This window comes from Paraburkholderia sp. SARCC-3016 (assembly GCF_031119615.1).
Lineage (GTDB): Bacteria > Pseudomonadota > Gammaproteobacteria > Burkholderiales > Burkholderiaceae > Paraburkholderia.
The window spans coordinates 203,096-220,418 of sequence record NZ_JAVHZD010000006.1; the positions used below are offsets into that span (position 1 = coordinate 203,096).

The 17,323-nt window shown below is 64.1% G+C and carries 13 protein-coding genes; 5 read left to right on the forward strand and 8 right to left on the reverse strand.

Annotation, left to right across the window (positions count from 1 at the left end; translation table 11 throughout):
• Positions 1–43: 43 nt before the first annotated feature.
• From QYH69_RS08635 to QYH69_RS08655, 5 genes are all read right to left on the reverse strand, one after another.
• Positions 44–730 carry a DUF1275 family protein gene (locus tag QYH69_RS08635; RefSeq protein WP_308831466.1) on the reverse strand — a complete coding sequence of 229 codons (687 nt, stop codon included), beginning with the start codon at positions 728–730 and terminating at the stop codon, positions 44–46.
• On the reverse strand, positions 731–1,921 hold the full coding sequence (gene yfdE, locus QYH69_RS08640) for a CoA:oxalate CoA-transferase (RefSeq protein ID WP_308831467.1): 1,191 nt from the start codon (positions 1,919–1,921) through the stop codon (positions 731–733).
• Positions 1,922–1,964: 43 nt separating this feature from the next.
• Positions 1,965–3,683 (reverse strand): oxalyl-CoA decarboxylase, encoded by a 1,719-nt coding sequence (gene oxc, locus QYH69_RS08645; RefSeq protein WP_374992372.1) that lies wholly within the window; start codon positions 3,681–3,683, stop codon positions 1,965–1,967.
• Between the two features lie 39 nt (positions 3,684–3,722).
• Positions 3,723–4,973 carry a formyl-CoA transferase gene (gene frc / locus QYH69_RS08650; protein ID WP_308831469.1) on the reverse strand — a complete coding sequence of 417 codons (1,251 nt, stop codon included), beginning with the start codon at positions 4,971–4,973 and terminating at the stop codon, positions 3,723–3,725.
• Positions 4,974–5,253: 280 nt separating this feature from the next.
• The gene (locus QYH69_RS08655; protein ID WP_308831470.1) at positions 5,254–6,102 is read right to left on the reverse strand and encodes an IclR family transcriptional regulator; all 849 of its coding nucleotides are present in this window, start codon (positions 6,100–6,102) and stop codon (positions 5,254–5,256) included.
• 212 nt (positions 6,103–6,314) lie between these two features.
• Between QYH69_RS08655 and QYH69_RS08660 the strand changes: the two genes are divergently transcribed.
• Positions 6,315–7,976, forward strand: a complete 1,662-nt coding sequence (locus tag QYH69_RS08660) for a choline dehydrogenase (protein WP_308831471.1) — start codon at positions 6,315–6,317, stop codon at positions 7,974–7,976.
• Between the two features lie 138 nt (positions 7,977–8,114).
• On the forward strand, positions 8,115–9,437 hold the full coding sequence (locus QYH69_RS08665) for an MFS transporter (RefSeq protein ID WP_308831472.1): 1,323 nt from the start codon (positions 8,115–8,117) through the stop codon (positions 9,435–9,437).
• 51 nt (positions 9,438–9,488) lie between these two features.
• Here the strand turns inward: QYH69_RS08665 and QYH69_RS08670 are convergent, their stop codons facing one another.
• Complete coding sequence (locus QYH69_RS08670; protein ID WP_308831473.1) at positions 9,489–10,253, reverse strand: IclR family transcriptional regulator; 765 nt, start codon at positions 10,251–10,253, stop codon at positions 9,489–9,491.
• Positions 10,254–10,480: 227 nt separating this feature from the next.
• On the opposite strand from QYH69_RS08670, the gene QYH69_RS08675 reads away from it, so the two are divergent.
• The 3 genes from QYH69_RS08675 (at position 10,481) to QYH69_RS08685 (ending at position 15,167) form a co-directional block, all read left to right on the forward strand.
• The gene (locus QYH69_RS08675; protein WP_308831474.1) at positions 10,481–11,944 is read left to right on the forward strand and encodes an aldehyde dehydrogenase family protein; all 1,464 of its coding nucleotides are present in this window, start codon (positions 10,481–10,483) and stop codon (positions 11,942–11,944) included.
• On the forward strand, positions 11,941–13,656 hold the full coding sequence (locus tag QYH69_RS08680) for an AMP-binding protein (protein WP_308831475.1): 1,716 nt from the start codon (positions 11,941–11,943) through the stop codon (positions 13,654–13,656). The genes QYH69_RS08675 and QYH69_RS08680 overlap by 4 nt, the downstream gene beginning before the upstream one ends.
• A gap of 128 nt (positions 13,657–13,784) precedes the next feature.
• A complete protein-coding gene (locus QYH69_RS08685) occupies positions 13,785–15,167 on the forward strand; it encodes an MFS transporter (protein WP_308831476.1) in 1,383 nt (460 codons plus the stop codon).
• Between the two features lie 112 nt (positions 15,168–15,279).
• Here the strand turns inward: QYH69_RS08685 and QYH69_RS08690 are convergent, their stop codons facing one another.
• Together QYH69_RS08690 and QYH69_RS08695 are read right to left on the reverse strand one after the other, a co-directional pair.
• Complete coding sequence (locus tag QYH69_RS08690; protein ID WP_308831477.1) at positions 15,280–16,212, reverse strand: NAD(P)-dependent oxidoreductase; 933 nt, start codon at positions 16,210–16,212, stop codon at positions 15,280–15,282.
• Between the two features lie 185 nt (positions 16,213–16,397).
• On the reverse strand, positions 16,398–17,150 hold the full coding sequence (locus QYH69_RS08695; RefSeq protein WP_308831503.1) for an IclR family transcriptional regulator: 753 nt from the start codon (positions 17,148–17,150) through the stop codon (positions 16,398–16,400).
• Between the last annotated feature and the right edge of the window lie 173 nt (positions 17,151–17,323).

Here is a 17,323-nt window from a genome sequence, read left to right on the forward strand (position 1 = left end):
ATCCTTATCGGACATGCAGATCGAGCCTGCCCGGCGCAATCCGTCAGTGCTCCGGAAGCCTGACCAGATCGAGCGTAATCAGAACGAGCAGCAGCGCCGGAATGATCAGCGGCTCCGACATCAGGCCCGCGGCGAGGGCGCCCGCGGCCGCCGCGAGGCTGTACGTGAGCCACGCAAGGCCCGGCAGCAATACTTCATCCAGCGTGGGACGTTTGTCGTGCGTTGGGCTATGGCCGCCAAAATAGCGCCCAACGAATGCATCTGAGAACTTGACCATGTTGTTGGTCACCACCAGCGTTTGCAACGACACGGCGCCGAACCGGCTGACGGTTTCACCCTGCATCGCGAGCGCCAGCGCGAGCAAGGGCAACTCGACGGGGACGCGCAACGCCGTATGTTCGCGCACGATACCGGTCGCCACCAGCACGGCTGACATGATGCAAAGTTCCAGCGCGGGCCGCTTCAGACGACGTTTGATCGCGCTCGCGATCATGCAGCCGACGAAGAACGCCCCGACGGCAAACGCAAGCAGCGAGAAGCGCGCCCATGCACCTTGCGCGAGGCTCCAGCCCAGTTGCACCGTGTTGCCGGTCATGATCGCCGGATAGATGCCGCCAGCGTCCTTATAGCCGATCACTTCCACGAATCCGCACACCGTGGTGAGCGCAACCACGCGGCGCGCGCTGACATGCAGCGGAATTGCGCCGGTCCGCGAGACGGAGATATCCATTTATCGCTCCGCGCAGTCGGGAACCGCGGTGACGGCCGCGAACTCGTGTCGCAACGATGCGCCATGTTCGTCGAGCGACGGCGCACCCGGCCGCACGGCCGGATCCGCATAAGTGCTGATCTTGATCGGGTTGCCTGGCATCCGGACGCCTCCCGCTTCGATCACCATGTTGCGCGCGGCCGTTTGCGGCAAGGCCGCCGCCTCCGCGATATCGAGCAATGGCCCGACCGGCACACCGGCCTCGTGAATGACCTGTAACCAGTGCGATGCATCCCGGTCGCGTAGCGTGCGCTCGAGTTCGGCCTTCAAGGCGGCGCTGTTTTCCATCCGGCCGTGATTGTCCGCAAAGCGCGCGTCTGTCGCGAGCTCGGGCCGTGCAACGGCATGGCACAGTTTCTGGAACAACGAATCGTTGCCGCAACAGATCACGAACTGCCGGTCGCGCGCCTCGAAAACGTCAAAAGGCGCCATATACGGGTGCCGGTTGCCGATTCGCCCCGGCGCGCGTCCGGTTGCCACGTACGACATAAACCCGTGCTCGAGGAACGCGAGCGTCGCATCGAACATCGCAACGTCGACATGCGCGCCTTTGCCGGTCTTCTGACGGTCGTATAACGCGCTCGCAATGCCGCTGAACATGAAGACGCCGCCGCACAGATCCGACAGCGACGTGCCTACGCGCGTCGGCGGTCCGTCCGGAAAGCCGGTGGCGTCGAGAATGCCGCTCATGGCCTGAACGATCGTGTCGTAGGCGGGATAGCTGGCCATCGGCCCGGTCTGGCCGAAGCCCGATGACGACGCATAGATCAGCCGGGGGTTGATCGCAGAGAGCGCGTCGTATGACAAGCCAAGCCGCTCCATCGTACCGGGCCGGAAGTTCTCGGCGAGCACGTCGGCCTTGCGCACGATATTCAGGAATACTTCGCGGTCCGCATCGGCTTTCAGATCGAGCACGATGCTTTCCTTGCCCCGGTTCACGAAACTGAAGTAGAGCGACTGGCCGTTCACGAACGGGCCATACAGGCGCGTATCGTCCCCGTGCCCGGGCTGCTCCACCTTGATCACGCGGGCGCCGAGGTCGGCGAGGATATTGGTTCCGAACGGCCCGTTCAGCACATGAGTGAGATCGACGACCAGCAGGTCCGAAAACGGCCCGGAGGGTCGCGCCGCGGCGACTGACGACCTGTCCATTGAGGTTGCTCCGTAAAGGAAAAGCGTGTGCGTGCGCCGATCGTCAATGCGCGGTGGCGAGTCCGCTTTTCGGATTCAGGTTCTTGAGATGACCGCTTTCCGTACCTGCGCGCGGATCGATCACGCAGTTGATCAGCGCGGGCGTACCGGCCGCCAGCGCGGCGGACAGTGCCGCCGCCAACTGGTCGGGCCGCGTGACATGAAACCCCTTGCCGCCGAATGCTTCGATCATCCGGTCGTAGCGCGCCGCGCTCATCAGCGCCGTCGGGCCCGGATCCGGGCCGCCGCTGCGATTGATGTCGTCGCCGTGATAGATGCCGCCGTTGTTGAAAATCACGACAACGACCGGAAGGCCGTAGCGGCAAATGGTCTCGATCTCCATCGCGCTGAAACCGAACGCGCTATCGCCTTCGATCGCCACCACGGGCTTGCCGCCCGTTACCGCGGCGCCGATGGCATAGCCCATGCCGATGCCCATGACGCCCCAGGTGCCGGCATCGAGCCGCTTGCGCGGTAGCTTCATGTCGATAATGTTGCGCGCGAAGTCGAGCGTGTTCGCGCCTTCGTTGACGAGATAGACCTCGGGGTATGCCGCGAGGACGTCGCGCACCGCGCGCAATGCGCTCTGGAATGTCATCGGCTCGGGGTTGCTGTTCAGACTCGCGGCCATGCGTTCTTCGTTGTGCCTGCGCCGTTGCGCAATGGCATCGGTCCACGCGGCCGGCGCGCGCACCGGCGTCGCCGCGAGCGCCGCGCCGAATGCCGCTATCGTCGTCGCGATGTCGCCGGCAACGGGGGCTGCGGTGGCGCGATTGCTGTCGAATTCGTTGGGTTCGATGTCGATCTGGATCAGCTTCGCGTCAGGCGACCATTGCGGCGCTTTGCCGTGGCCGAGCAACCAGTTCAGACGCGCGCCGATCAACATGACGACATCGGCCTGACTCAGCACGAAAGAGCGTGCGGCCGCCGCGCACTGAGGGTGGTCGTCCGGCAAAAGCCCTTTAGCCATCGACATCGGCAAATAGGGAATGCCCGTTTCCTCGAGAAACGCACGAATTCCAGCATCGGCTTGCGCGTAAGCGGCCCCTTTGCCAAGAATGACAAGCGGACGTTTTGCGCCCGCGAGCAGCGTCAACGCCCGCGCGACGGAGGCCGGCGACGGAAGTCTCGGGGGAGCCGCGTCCACCACTTTCACGAGCGAGCGTCGAGCGGCATCGGCATCGATCGTCGCGGCGAGGGAGGCGGCGGTGAGGTCGAGATACACGCCGCCCGGACGGCCCGAGACTGCCGCGCGAGTCGCGCGGGCGATGCCGATACCGACGTCTTCGGGCCGGTTGATCCGGAACGCCGCCTTTGCAAATGGCCTCGCTGCGTTGAGCTGGTCGAGTTCCTCGTAGTCGCCTTGCTGCAGATCGATAATCGAGCGGTCGCTGGAGCCGCTGATCTGAATCATCGGGAAGCAGTTGGTCGTCGCGTTCGCGAGCGCCACGAGCCCATTGAGGAAGCCCGGCGCCGATACGGTCAGGCAGACGCCCGGCCATTGCTTCAGGTAGCCGGAGATCGCCGCGGCGTTGCCGGCGGACTGCTCGTGCCGGAATCCGAGGTAGCGTATGCCTTCGGCCTGCGCAAGGCGCGCGAGGTCGGTGATGGGAATGCCGGCGACACCGTAGATCGTGTCAATGCCATTGAGTTTGAGCGACTGCACGACGAGATGAAAACCATCCGTCATCGTACCTTGAGTGGGAGAATCGGCCATTTGCATCTCGTTCGGATCAGTGAGCGGCGGTGAGGGGTTGGCGCGTCAAATCACTTTGGTTTCGCGCAGCGTCTCGATCTGCTGCTTCGAATAGCCGAGCCCCGCGAGAATTTCCTCGTTGTGCTCGCCAAGAAGCGGCGCGCCCTTGATGACCGGCGTGAATCCCGAGAATTTGATGGGGCTGCCCACCGTCAGATACTTGCCGCGCTTCTCCTGCTCCACTTCGACGATGGTGCCGCTGGTTCGCAACGACGCATCGTTGGCGATCTCCTTCATGGTCAGCACCGGCGCGCAAGGAATGTCGAACTTGCTCAGATAGTCGACGGCCTCGAACTTCGTTTTATCCGCGAGCACCTTTTCGATCTCGGCGAAGATGTCGAAGATGTGCGGCTGCCTCGCTTTCGCCGTCGCGTATGCGGGATCGTCGATCCATTCCGGCCTGCCGATGGCGTCGCAGGTCGCTGGCCAGTTCTGCTCCTGAATCGTGAAATAGATATACGCGTTCGGATCGGTTTCCCAACCCTTGCATTTCAGGATCCAGCCAGGCTGGCCGCCGCCGCCCGCGTTGCCGCCGCGCGGTACGACGTCGGTAAAGGTGCCGTTCGGATACTGCGGATACTCTTCGAGATAACCGACGCGCTCGAGGCGCTGCTGGTCGCGCAGCTTCACGCGGCAAAGATTGAGCACGCTGTCCTGCATCGAGATCGTCACGCGTTGGCCTTTGCCCGTTCTTTCGCGGCCAAGCAGGGCGGTGAGCAGGCCGATCAACAGGTGCATGCCGGTATTGCTGTCGCCGAGCGCAGCCGCGCTGATGATGGGCGGGCCGTCCCAGAAACCGGTTGTCGACGCCGAGCCGCCGGCGCATTGCGCGACGTTTTCGTAGGCCTTGATGTGCGCGTATGGCGAATCGTCGTTGAAGCCTTTCACCGACCCGAAGATCAGCCGGGGATTCAGCTCCTGCAAGTGCTCCCACGTGAAGCCCATGTGATCCATCGCGCCCGGGTGAAAGTTTTCGACCAGCACGTCCGCTTCGCGGATCAACTGCTCCATGATCCGCTTGCCTTCGGGCGTCTTCGTGTCGAGTTCGAGCGAACGCTTGTTGCTGTTGAGCATCGTGAAATACAGCGCATCGAGATCGGCGATGTCGCGCAACTGATTGCGCGTCACGTCGCCGACGCCGGGGCGCTCCACCTTGACGACGTCGGCTCCGTACCAGGCCATCATCTGCGTGCACGCGGGACCGGACTGTACGCCGGTGAAATCGATCACTTTGATACCGCTGAGCGGGAGGTCCATTTGCGAAAGCCTCGAATGTTGGGAACGTCTACATAGTGTGCGGTTCCCCCCATTCGGCGATTGATATAAATCAATCGTTGACGCGGACCCTGTTTAAGCCGCTCGATGTGCAAATTGCCCCGATGTCGTTGCTTGACGGGGATCTCGACGGGGCGTGTTGCCGTGCGTCTGTTCGTGTATTCGTCCGTGAAAGGTCGGGGTAAGGAAGGCGCTGGTGAGCGAACACGGCGCGAGGATGCGGATAGTCAGAGAAGTAACGGCGGTGTAGCCGGACTCGCTCTTACCTTGCGTTGGCTTCGCGTACGCCTCGGCCTGGCAGCGTTTCCCCATGCTGCAGTAGCGGCGCAAGCGCTTGTGCCGTTTCCTTGAGTCTCGGCACAGTCGCGAGCAGATCGTTGAGGTTGGCGCGCGCGGTCGGCGCGTGAATCGCAAGCGACGCGAGTACGTGGCCGTTCGCCGCATCTTTGACAGGCACGGCAACCGCGACCATTCCCCTGACGAATTCCTCGTTGTCGATGCCGATGCCGCGCGCGGCGAGGCGGTCCAGTTCCGCTTCGAGCAGGGTCGTGTCGGTCAGCGTGCGATAGGTCATGCGCTTGAGCGTGAGTCGTGACAGCACGAGCCGGCGTTCGGACGGCGGCATCTGCGACAGGAACAGCTTGCCGCTCGCCGTGCAATGCATCGGCACGCGCGTGCCCGGCTGCATCTGCAGACGCAGCGGTTCGGTGGTCTCGACACGTTCGATATAGAGCACGGTGTCGCCGTCGAGCGCGGTGAGATTGCAGGTTTCGCCGAGCGAATCGACGAGCGTGCGCAGCAGCGAACGGCACGCGCGCGTGAACGTATTGTTCGCAAGTGTGGTGAGCGCGAGTTGCGCGGCGCGTGGACCGAGCGCGATTGCGCGGTCGGCGCCGCGCGAATCCGGCATGTGCGTGACATAGCCCTGCTGTTCGAGCGACTCGATCAGCCGCATCAGCGTCGCTTTCGGAATATGCAGCCGCGCGGACAGTTGCGACAGCGAGAACGGCTGGCCCGCCGCCGCCAGCTCTTCGAGCACGGCAAGCGCGCGCAGCACGCGTGTGTTGTCCGACAGACAGTCGATGCGCGCGGATTGGATCGAATCTCTCATTCGGTTCCTCGAAGTCGATGGCCGCAGCCTCAACGCAACCCTCAAGCAGGCCAAACTGAAACAGAAAGATCAAATTCCGGTCCGGATTGGTGCCTGTGCCAGTGAAAGAGGTTGCGGCGGTCTCGCTAGCTCAATAAATTCAAACGAAACATACCGCTTTTCAAGACCGTTGAACCATCAGGTCGAACGATAAGAAGCAGGAGACACATGCAATGCCAGGTACTTTCGACTATGTCGTGGTCGGCGCAGGATCGGCCGGCTGCGTCCTTGCCAACCGGCTCTCGGAAGGCGGCCGCTATTCGGTCTGCCTGCTCGAAGCGGGTCCCGCCGATCGCTATCTCTGGATTCATATTCCGATCGGCTACGGCAAGACGATGTTCCATCCGGTCTACAACTGGGGCTTTCATACCGAGCCCGATCCGAATATGAACAACCGGCGGCTGTACTGGCCGCGCGGCCGCACATTGGGCGGAAGCAGTTCGATCAATGGCCTGATTTACGTGCGCGGCCAGAAAGAGGACTACGACCATTGGGCCGCGCTCGGCAATCGCGGCTGGAGCTGGAACGACTGCCTGCCGTACTTCCGGCGGCTCGAGCACAACGAACTGGGCGCGGGTCCGACGCGCGGCGTCGACGGCCCGCTGTGGGCCTCGACGATCCGGCAGCCGCATGCGCTCGTCGATGCGTTTATCGCGGCGTCGAACCGGCTCGGCGTGCGCACCGTCGAGGACTTCAATACCGGTGACCAGGAAGGCGTCGGCTACTACCAGCTGACGACGCGTCACGGCTGGCGCTGCTCGACGGCCGTCGCCTATCTGAAGCCCGCGCGGCAGCGCACGAATTTGCACGTGGAGACCAATGCGCTCGCTTCGCGCATCCGCTTCGATGGCACGCGCGCGACCGGCGTGCAGTTCCTGCAGCATGGCGAGACTCGCGAAGTCAGTGCGCGCCGCGAAGTGATCCTGACCGCGGGCGCGCTGCAATCGCCGCAATTGCTGCAACTATCGGGTGTCGGGCCTGCGGCGCTGTTGCGCGAGCGTGGCATTCCGGTGGTCGCGGATCGTGCCGGCGTCGGCGAAAACCTGCAGGACCATTTGCAGGTCCGTTTGATCTACGAAGTAACGAAGCCGATCACGACCAACGATCTGCTGCGTTCATGGGCGGGCCGCGCGAAGATGGGCCTCGAATGGGCGCTGTTTCGCAGCGGCCCGCTCGCGGTCGGCATCAATCAGGGCGGCATGTTTTGCCGCGCATTGCCCGATGAAGCGGCAACCCCCGATATCCAGTTTCATTTCTCGACGCTTTCCGCGGACTCCGCGGGCGGCGACGTCCATGCGTTCCCGGGCTGCACGTATTCGATTTGCCAGTTGCGGCCCGAGTCGCGCGGCGTCGTGCGCATCGCTTCGACCGATGCACGCGATGCGCCGTCGATCGTGCCGAATTACCTCGCGACCGATCTCGACCGCCGCACGACTGTCGCCGGCGTGCGCTTCGCGCGACGCGTCGCGGCCACGCAGCCGATGGCCGCGCTGATGAAGCGTGAAGTGCGGCCGGGCGCCGATGCGCAGACCGACGACGAACTGCTGCATTTCTGCCGCGAGTACGGGCAGACGATTTTCCATCCGTCGGGCACGGCGAAGATGGGGACGGCCAGCGATCCGCTCGCCGTGGTCGACGAACGGCTTCGCGTGTACGGAACGCGCGGCTTGCGCGTGGTCGACTGTTCGATCATGCCGACGCTCGTGTCCGGCAATACGAACGTGCCGATCGTGATGGTGGCGGAAAAGGCGTCGGACATGATTCTCGACGATGCGCGTGCGGCCGATGCGACGCACCGCGAGCCTGTGCCGGCGGCTGCGGCGGCAGAGGCCTGAGGGTCGGGCAACGCGAGCATGAGCAGCAGGCACTGAGCAGCAAACACGCAGCAGCAGACACAGAGTACTGAGCAGGACGGCTTTGCATAAGACGCCGTGTCGAACGAACGGTACGGCCATTCCAATGGAGGAGCACCTATGTCATCCGATCAACGCGTCGATCAACGCGTCGTCCGCCGTGTCGCATTTGCCAGCGTGGTCGGCGCGACCGTCGAGTGGTACGACTTTTTTCTGTACGGCGTCGTGGCCGGCATCGTGTTCAACAAGCTGTATTTCCCGGCGAACGATCCGCTGGTGTCGACGATGCTTGCCTATTCGACGTTCGCGGTCGGCTTCGTCACGCGGCCGCTCGGCGGCGTGCTGTTCGGCCATTTCGGCGATCGCGTGGGGCGCAAGTCCGCGCTGATCCTGACGCTGATCATCATGGGCATTTCGACGGCGGGCGTGGCCTTTGTGCCGACTTACGCGCAGATCGGTGTCTGGGCGCCGATTCTGCTGCTGACGCTGCGCGTGCTGCAAGGCATCGGCCTCGGCGGCGAATGGGGCGGCGCGGTGCTGATGGCCTACGAATATGCGCCGCCGCATCGGCGCGGGCTCTATGCGAGTCTGCCGCAAATCGGGCTGTCGATCGGGCTTTGCCTTGCGGCCGGCGTGGTGGCCGCCATCTCGCGCATCCTGCCCGATGCGGACTTCTTTTCGTGGGGCTGGCGCATCGCGTTCGGTGCGTCATTGCTGCTCGTGCTGATCGGCTTGTATATCCGCCTCAAAGTGATGGAGACGCCCGAGTTTCTTGCGCTTAAACGCAATCGGCGCGAAGCGAAGATTCCGTTTGTCGACATGATCACGCGCTATCGCGGCGCGGTCGTGCTCGGCATGGGCGCGCGCTATATCGACGGCGTGTTCTTCAACGTGTTCGCGGTGTTTTCGATCGGCTATCTGACGCAGCATGTCTCGATGAGCCGCACCGATGCGCTGCTCGGCGTGATGATCGCGGCCGTCGTGATGTGCTTCTTCATTCCGCTGTTCGGCAGGATGTCGGACCAGATGGGCCGGGCTCGCGTTTATCGCTGGGGATCGCTGATTTGCGGACTCTCGGTGCTGCCTGCGTTCTGGCTGATCGAGAGCCAGCCGACCAGCACGATCCTGATCTGGGCCGCGATCGTGGTGCCGTTCGGCATCTTCTATGCGATGGTGTATGGCCCCGAAGCGGCGCTCTTTGCCGAACTGTTCGATGCGAATGTGCGCTACACGGGCATCTCGTTTGTGTATCAGTTCTCGGGCATCTTCGCGAGCGGTCTTACGCCGATCATTGCGACCGCGCTGATGCGCATCAATCAGGGCAAGCCGTGGATGGTCTGTGCCTACGTCATGCTGTGCGCGCTGATATCGGCATGGTCGGCGCGTGCGATCGAGCGAAGGGCGAGCACGTATGGCGCAGTGGCGAGCGCGCAGCATTCGTAACGTTCATAACGTGCCGTCGCTGCGCGCATCGAAGGCGCGCAGCGGACGCTGCTATTCGCGGAACGTTTTGGCGGTTTCGTCGGCGGCAAAGCGCAGGTCGGGCACAAAGGCGAGCAGGTCGTCGAGCGTGACGCGGCCGACCGGCGCCTGAACCGCGATGGCCGCGCAGGCGCGGTTGCGGTCGAGCATCACCGGCACGGCGATCGCGATGAGCCCTTGCAGGTGCTCCTGGTTGTTGATCGCAAGCAGGCGTCTGCGCGTTTCCGTCAACTCCTTGCGCAGTGCATCACGGTCCGTGATGGTCTTTTCCGAATACGCACGCAGCGGCAGCGCGTCGATGACGCGTTCGCGTCTTTCTTTAGGCAGGAAGCTGAGCAGCAGCTTGCCGCTCGCCGAGCAGTGCAGCGGCACGTGCGAGCCGGGCTGCAGATGCATGCGCAGCGGCCATTCGGTTTCGACGCGGTCGACATAGACGACGTCGTTGCCGGCCAGCATCGTCAGATTGCAGGTCTCGCCGATCTTCGACACCAGTTGTTCGAGCAGCACGTGGCGCGCCGCGGCAGGCCCTGCATGCATAAGAACGTTGACCGCGAGCATGCGTACGCGCGGCGAGCATTCGTAGAGGCGATTGCCCGCGACGCGCGTGACGAGCCACGCGTCCATCAATTGCACGAGGATGCGGTGCACGGTCTGCTTCGGCAAGCCGAGCGCATGCACGAGGTCCGTCATCGATAGCGGATGGCCGGCTTCGGCAAGCGTTTCGAGTACGCGGAACGCGCGGACGGCCGCGGCGTTCGACTGGTTCGAGAACGACATCGAGTCTCCTCCGGACGCATCACTGCAACCGCGCGCCGTCGTCAAATTTATAGAAGAGATTTTGCATCGGAATGCACGGTTTTCGGGACTCCGGAAAGTCCCGAATTTCGCGTTTTCCGATTCACTGCATCGCCCAGCACGGAAAGCCACGGAAAACGGGACTTCGTCTGTCTTCGCGCCCGCTAGATTTATTCGCACGAACAGTCATAACCGTTGGAGACAATCAGATGAATGTGAGGGCAAGTCACGCCGAAGTGGGCGCGCAGGGGGCAAGCACGGACAGCAGCGTCGCGGAAGATGTCGCCGCGCTGGTCGGCCGGGCTCACGTCGCGCAACGCGAATTCGAGCGGGCAGGGCAGGCGTCGCTCGACATGGCCGCCGCCGCCGCCGCATGGGCCATCATGGAGCCGGCGCGCAACCGGCAACTTGCCGAGCTGTCGGTGAGGGACACGGGCCTCGGCAATGTCGACGACAAGTTCCGCAAGAACTATCGCAAGACGCTCGGCCTGCTGCGCGATCTGCACGGCCAGAAAACCACGGGTGTCATTGCACGCGACGCAGCAAACGGCATTGTTGAAATCGCACGCGCGGTCGGCGTGGTCGCCGCGATCACGCCTTCGACGAATCCGGCCGCGACGCCCGCGAACAAGATCGTGAACGCGCTCAAATGCGGCAATGCGGTAATCGTCGCCCCTTCGCCGAAGGGCTATTCGTCGTGCGCGCTGCTGATCGGTTTCATTCACGCGCAGCTCGCGAAGGCCGGCCTTTCGCCCGATCTCGTGCAGATGCTGCCCGCGCCGATCAGCAAGGCCGCTACCGCCGAATTGATGCGGCAGGCCGACCTTGTGGTGGCGACGGGCTCGCAGGCCAACGTACGCATGGCATACGCGAGCGGCACGCCGGCGTTTGGGGTGGGCGCGGGCAATGTCGCGTCGATCGTCACCGCGACGGCCGATTTGCACGAGGCGGCGCGCAAGATCGCGCTTTCCAAGACCTTCGATAACGCGACCAGCTGTTCGTCGGAAAACAGCGTCGTGATCGAAGACGCCGTGTACCAGCCGATGCTCGATGCACTCGCCGCATGCGGCGGCGTGTTGCTCGACAACGAACAGAAGGGCAGATTGCAGTCCGCCATGTGGCGCGACGGCAAACTTTCGCCGCAATGCACGGCGCGTTCGGCCGCGGTGATCGCGCGCGTCGCGGGCCTCGACGAGATTGCCGAGCGCGGGCCCGCGTTCCTGATGGTGAAGGAAACCGGCTTCGGCGAACGCTATCCGTTCTCGGGCGAAAAGCTCGCGCCGGTGCTGACCGTGTATCGCGCGCGCGACTTCGAACATGCGGCCGGGATTGTCGGCGACATCTATTCGTATATGGGCGCGGGGCATTCGGTGGGTCTGCATACGGGCCTCGATGCGGCCGATACCGCGCGGGCCGTTGAACTCGGCGAGACCTTGCCGGTGGCGCGCGTGATCGTCAACCAGGCGCATTGCCTCGCGACGGGCGGCAACTTCGATAACGGGCTGCCGTTCTCGCTGTCGATGGGCTGCGGCACGTGGGGACGCAACAACTTCTCCACCAACCTGAATTTCCACCAGTACCTGAACATTACGCGCGTGGCGTATCCGATCGAAGAGCGTGTACCCGACGCGGACGATCTGCTCGGCGAATTTTTCCGGAGGGCCGGACGATGAGCACGCCTGTCACGCTTCGCGCGCTGATCGACGAGCGCGCCGCGCAGTATCCGGACAAACCGTTTCTGCTCGAATCGATGGGTGAACCGGAGGCTCAGTCTGCCGGCGGCGGCACCCGCCGTGCCGCCGCGCTGGCTGCATTGACGTATGCGGAACTGCGCAACGACTGCCGCGAACTGGAAGCGCGTTTTCTCGACGCGGGGTTGCGGCCCGGCGACACCGTATCGGTGTTGATGAGCAACGGCATCCAGACGGGCCGGATTCTGCTTGCCGCGATGTATAGCGGGCTCGTCGCGAATCCGCTCAATCTGCTTTGCCAGCCGTCGCAGCTGCGCTATATCGTCGAGCATTCGGATACGCGCGCGATTTTCGTCGAGAAGGAGACGCGCGCGACGATCGAATCAGCGCTGGCGGAATTGCACGCGCAATCTCAGGGGAACAAGCTCGCGCGCGATGTTCTCGTGATCGAGACGGAACCGGACGCACGGGCGCTGCCGGTGCTGCCGCATGCCGAACCTGCGCTAGCGGGAGCCGCGACGCAGCGGGCCGAAGCGCGGCGCGCCGCGGCATCGCAAGACGGGCAGGCGCTTGCCGCGACGATGAGCGAGATGCCGCTCGCGCTTCATGGCGAGCCGTGCGAAACCGACGTGGCGCTTCTGATGTACACGTCGGGCACGACCGGCCTGCCCAAAGGCGTGCTGCTCACGCATCGCAACCTGCTCGCGAACGCGGCGCGCATTACCGACGAACATCGGCTGGCCGAGGACGACCGCGTGCTCGCCTCATTGCCGCTTTATCACATCAACGGTCTTGTCGTGACGCTGTTGACGCCGCTGTTTCATGCGGGCTCGGTCGTGATGACGCCGCGCTTCTCGGCGCGCACGTTCTGGCGCGATGCGGCATTCCACGGCTGCACATGGATCAACGTCGTGCCGACCATCGTCGCCTATCTGCTCAATTGCGACGAGGGGTGCGCGTTCGATCTGTCGGCGTTGAAGTTTTGCCGGAGCGCGTCCGCCGCTCTGCCGGCCGAACATCATCGCGCGTTCGAAGCTCGCTTCGGCATCGGCATCATCGAAACAATGGGCATGACGGAAACGGCTGCGCCGATCTTCAGCAATCCGTATGACGCGGCGCGGCGCAAGGTCGGCAGCATCGGATTGCCGTCCGGTGCCGAGGCGAAGGTGATCGACCGCGAGGGCCGCGAGTGTGCGCCGTACGAATGCGGCGAGATCGTATTGCGCGGCGAGCAGGTGATGCGCGGCTACTACAAGCGGCCCGAAGAAACGGTCGCTGCGTTTACGGCGGACGGTTGGCTGCGCACCGGCGACCTTGGGTATCGCGACGAGGAAGGCTATTTCTACATCAACGGCCGCGCGAAAGAACTGATCATCAAGGGCGGCGAGAACATCGCCCCGCGCGAAATCGACGAGGCGCTGCTGAAGCACCCGGGCGTGCTCGACGCGGCTGCGGTGGGCGTGCCCGATAGCGCGTATGGGCAGGAGATCGTGGCGTATATCGTGCCGCGCGCGACGGATGGCGAGGCGCAGACGAACGGATGCGGAGGCGTCGACGTTGCCGATCTGCGCGCGCATTGCCTGCGCGAACTGGGCCGGTACAAGACGCCGAAGGAATTCCGCTTCGTCGCCGAGCTGCCGCGCGGGCCGTCCGGGAAGGTACAGCGGTTGAAGTTGTTGCAGTCGCAGACCTGACGCCCGGTCGTACGCGCAGCATCGATTCGAGCCGGGCAGACGCATAGAGAGGCGGACACGATCCGCCCAACGCAGGGCAAACGAGCATTCGGCGCCACAAACGCCTCATAAAATACACTGGAGACAACATGGAAATGCCTAAGCGGCGCGTGAAGACGCGTCACATCATTCTGGCGGTCATGTGTGTGATGTATTTCATTTCGTACATCGACCGTGTGAATATCGCAGTGGCGGGCCCGTTGATCCGCCATGAAATGGGGCTGACGTCGACCGAACTGGGCCTTGTCTTTTCCGCGTTTGCCTATCCGTACGCGATGATGCAGATCATCGGCGGATGGCTGTCGGACAAGTTCGGGCCCAAGCTCGTGCTCACCGTGTTGTCTCTGATCTGGGGCGTCGCCACGCTGCTGACCGGTTTCGCCGGCAGCGTCATGATGCTCGTCGTGTTGCGTTTCATCCTCGGTATCGGCGAAGGCGGCGCATTCCCGACGGCCACGCGCGCCTTCACGTACTGGATGCCGGTGTCCGAGCGCGGCTTCGCGCAGGGCATCACGCACAGCTTCGCGCGTCTCGGCGGCGCGGTCACGCCGCCGCTCGTACTCGCGGTGGTGGCGGCCGGCGGATGGCGCGAATCGTTCATTCTGCTCGGTATCGTGAGCCTCGCGTGGACCGTGCTCTATCTGCGCGTATTCACGAACTCGCCGGAGCAGAACAAGCGCATCACGCCCGAGGAAACGGCCGAGATCGGCTACCGTCAGGGCGACTGCGAACGCGCGAAACATGCGGCGACGCCGTGGCGCAGACTGATTCGCCGCATGTGGCTCGTGACCTTCGTCGACTTCTGCTACGGCTGGCTGCTGTGGGTGTATCTGACCTGGCTGCCGTCGTATCTGAAAGAGTCGCGCGGCTTCGATCTCAAGCACCTCGCGCTGTTTACCGCGCTGCCGCTGCTCGCGGGCGTGATCGGCGATACGCTCGGCGGCGTCGTGTCGGACAAGCTGTACAAGCGCACCGGACGCCTGCGTCTTGCGCGCTGCGCGGTGCTCGTGGTCGGCATGGGCGGCTCGCTCGCGTTCCTGCTGCCGATGATCTCGGCGACGAGTCCGCTGATGGCCGTGCTGTTCCTGTCGGGGTCGTTCTTCTTCCTCGAGATCACGAACCCGGTGCTGTGGACGCTGCCGCTCGACATCGCCGGCAAATACGCGGGCACGGCCGGCGGCATGATGAACACGGGCTTCGGCGTGGCCGGGATGGTGTCGCCCGTCGTGTTCGGTTTTCTGATCCAGACAACCGGCAGCTATAACGTGCCGTTCACGATTTCCGCGGCACTGCTTGCGATCGGCATCGTCGCCGCGTGTTTCATCGATACGAGCAAGACGGTCGAAGCGGACGAGGAGCGCGAACGGCAAGGCCTCGAAGACGTGTCGGGCATGCCGGCCTTCGCGCATGCGACGCCGACGCTGCGGCTCGACCGGCCTCATCTGCGGCGGCCGTTGCGGTGGCGCAAGTAAGGTTAGTAAAAAGAGAACCGCGCGCGTGCAATGGGCGCGTGCAACGGGCGCGTGAATCACGAGGCGCGGGCTGCGTGTGCCCGCGCCATGAGCGCTGCCGAACCGCTTCGGTCTAGCGCGCCGGATTGACCTTGCGCAAACGCCAGATCAGGCTCGACGTGTCGTAGCGGTTGCCGCCGAGCGCCTGCACATCGCCGTAGAACTGATCGACGAGTGCGGTAACCGGTAGCGACGCGCCGTTGCGCTTCGCTTCATCGAGACAGATGCCGAGATCCTTGCGCATCCAGTCGACCGCGAAGCCGAAATCGAACTTGCCGTCGAGCATCGTGGTGCCGCGGTTGCTCATCTGCCAGCTGGCGGCCGCGCCTTTGCCGATCACTTCGAGCACGCGCGCCATGTCGAGGCCCGCGCGCTGCCCGAAATGCAGTGCTTCGGACAGGCCTTGCACCATGCCCGCGATGCAGATCTGGTTGACCATCTTGGCAAGCTGACCCGAACCGGCCGGCCCCAGCAGCGTGACGGCCGATGCGTAATGCCGGAGCGTGTCCACGGCGCGCTCGAATGCCTGCGTTTGCCCGCCGCACATGATGGTCAGCGTGCCGTTCTGCGCGCCGGCTTCGCCGCCTGAAACGGGTGCGTCGATAAAGTGCAGACCGTGCTCGGAGGCGCGCGCGGCGAGTTCGCGCGCGACGTCGGCCGACGCGGTCGTGTGATCGACGAACACCGCGTCTTTCGTCATGCCGGCATAGGCGCCGTCGTCGCCGAGCACGATGCTGCGCAGGTCGTTGTCGTTTCCGACGCACGACAGCACGAGGTCCGCGCCTTGCACTGCTTCGCGCGGCGTCGCGGCCGCGCGTCCGCCATGTTCGGACACCCATTGCTGTGCTTTCTTCGCAGTGCGGTTGTAGACGGTGACGTTGAGGCCGGCTTTCGCGAGATGTCCGGCCATCGGGTAGCCCATGACGCCGAGCCCGAGAAACGTAACGTTGACGACGCGCGGCTGTGCGCCGGCGGAATGTGACGACGACGAATGGGTAACGCTCACGACGACTCCTTCGAGTGACTGTGTGACTGTGTGACTGCGTGGGGCAGGGAACGGCGATTATCGCAGGAAGGAGGAAAGCGCATCGGCCGCGAGGTGCGGCGGTATCGCGAGAAGGGCGGCCGGTCGCCGCGGCGGTGCGGTGACGGAAAGGCGGCCGAAAGCTCGCCGCCGTGAGGCTGTTTGCGTCAGAACGTCGCAGCCAGTTCTTTGGCCGCTTCCTGCAGGCGCGGCACGAATTCGAGCGCGCGCGGCAGCGGCGTGCGCGACACGGGCGCGTGCACGGCGACCGCGGCGATGCATTGGCCCTGCTCGTCGATAACGGGCGCAGCCACGCATGCAATGCCGACTACGAACTCCTCGTTGTCGACTGCGATGCCTTTGTGCGCGATGCGATCGAGTTCGCTTTCGAGCAGTTGCGGGTCGGTCAGCGTGTTCGCCGTGAAGCGATGAAAGTGCATCGCGCGAATCAGCGCCGCGCGCTCGTCGCGCGGCAGCATCGCGAGCAGCAGCTTGCCGCTTGCGCTGCAGTAGGCCGGCACATGCGAACCGGGCTTCAGATCGAGGCGCAACGGCCACGGCGCTTCCATCCGGTCGAGATACAGCACCTCCGTCTCGTGGAGCATGGTCAGGTTGCAGGTCTCGCCGAGGTCCGCCACGAGCCGCCCGAGAATCGCGTGACGCAGACGCCGCGCGCCCGAGTGCATCATCACGCCAAGTCCGAGTTGCGACAGGCGCGGGCCGATCACGTACGTGTTCTTTTGCCCCGGCTCGCGAATCACGAGGCCGCCTGCTTCGAGCGATGCCAGCATGCGGTGCAGCGAAGCCTTCGGCAGGTCGATGTCGTGAGCGATATCGGCAAGCGAAACCGGGCCGTTCGCCGCGATCAGATGTTCGAGCAGTGAAAACGCGCGCAGTGTCGGGGTATCCGCCTTGTTCATGTCCGCCGTTCCGGAAAATGGATCGGCCGTATTGTACTGAAATGCCTTGGCGTGCCGTGCGGCAAAGCGGTCGCCACGCTGCGCACCGGCGCTCGGCGGCACGGCGCCGCTGCGCTTTTCGGAACGCGTGCCGTCGGCGGCGCGTGCGTCGCTTGCCGGTGCTGCCGGCGGTG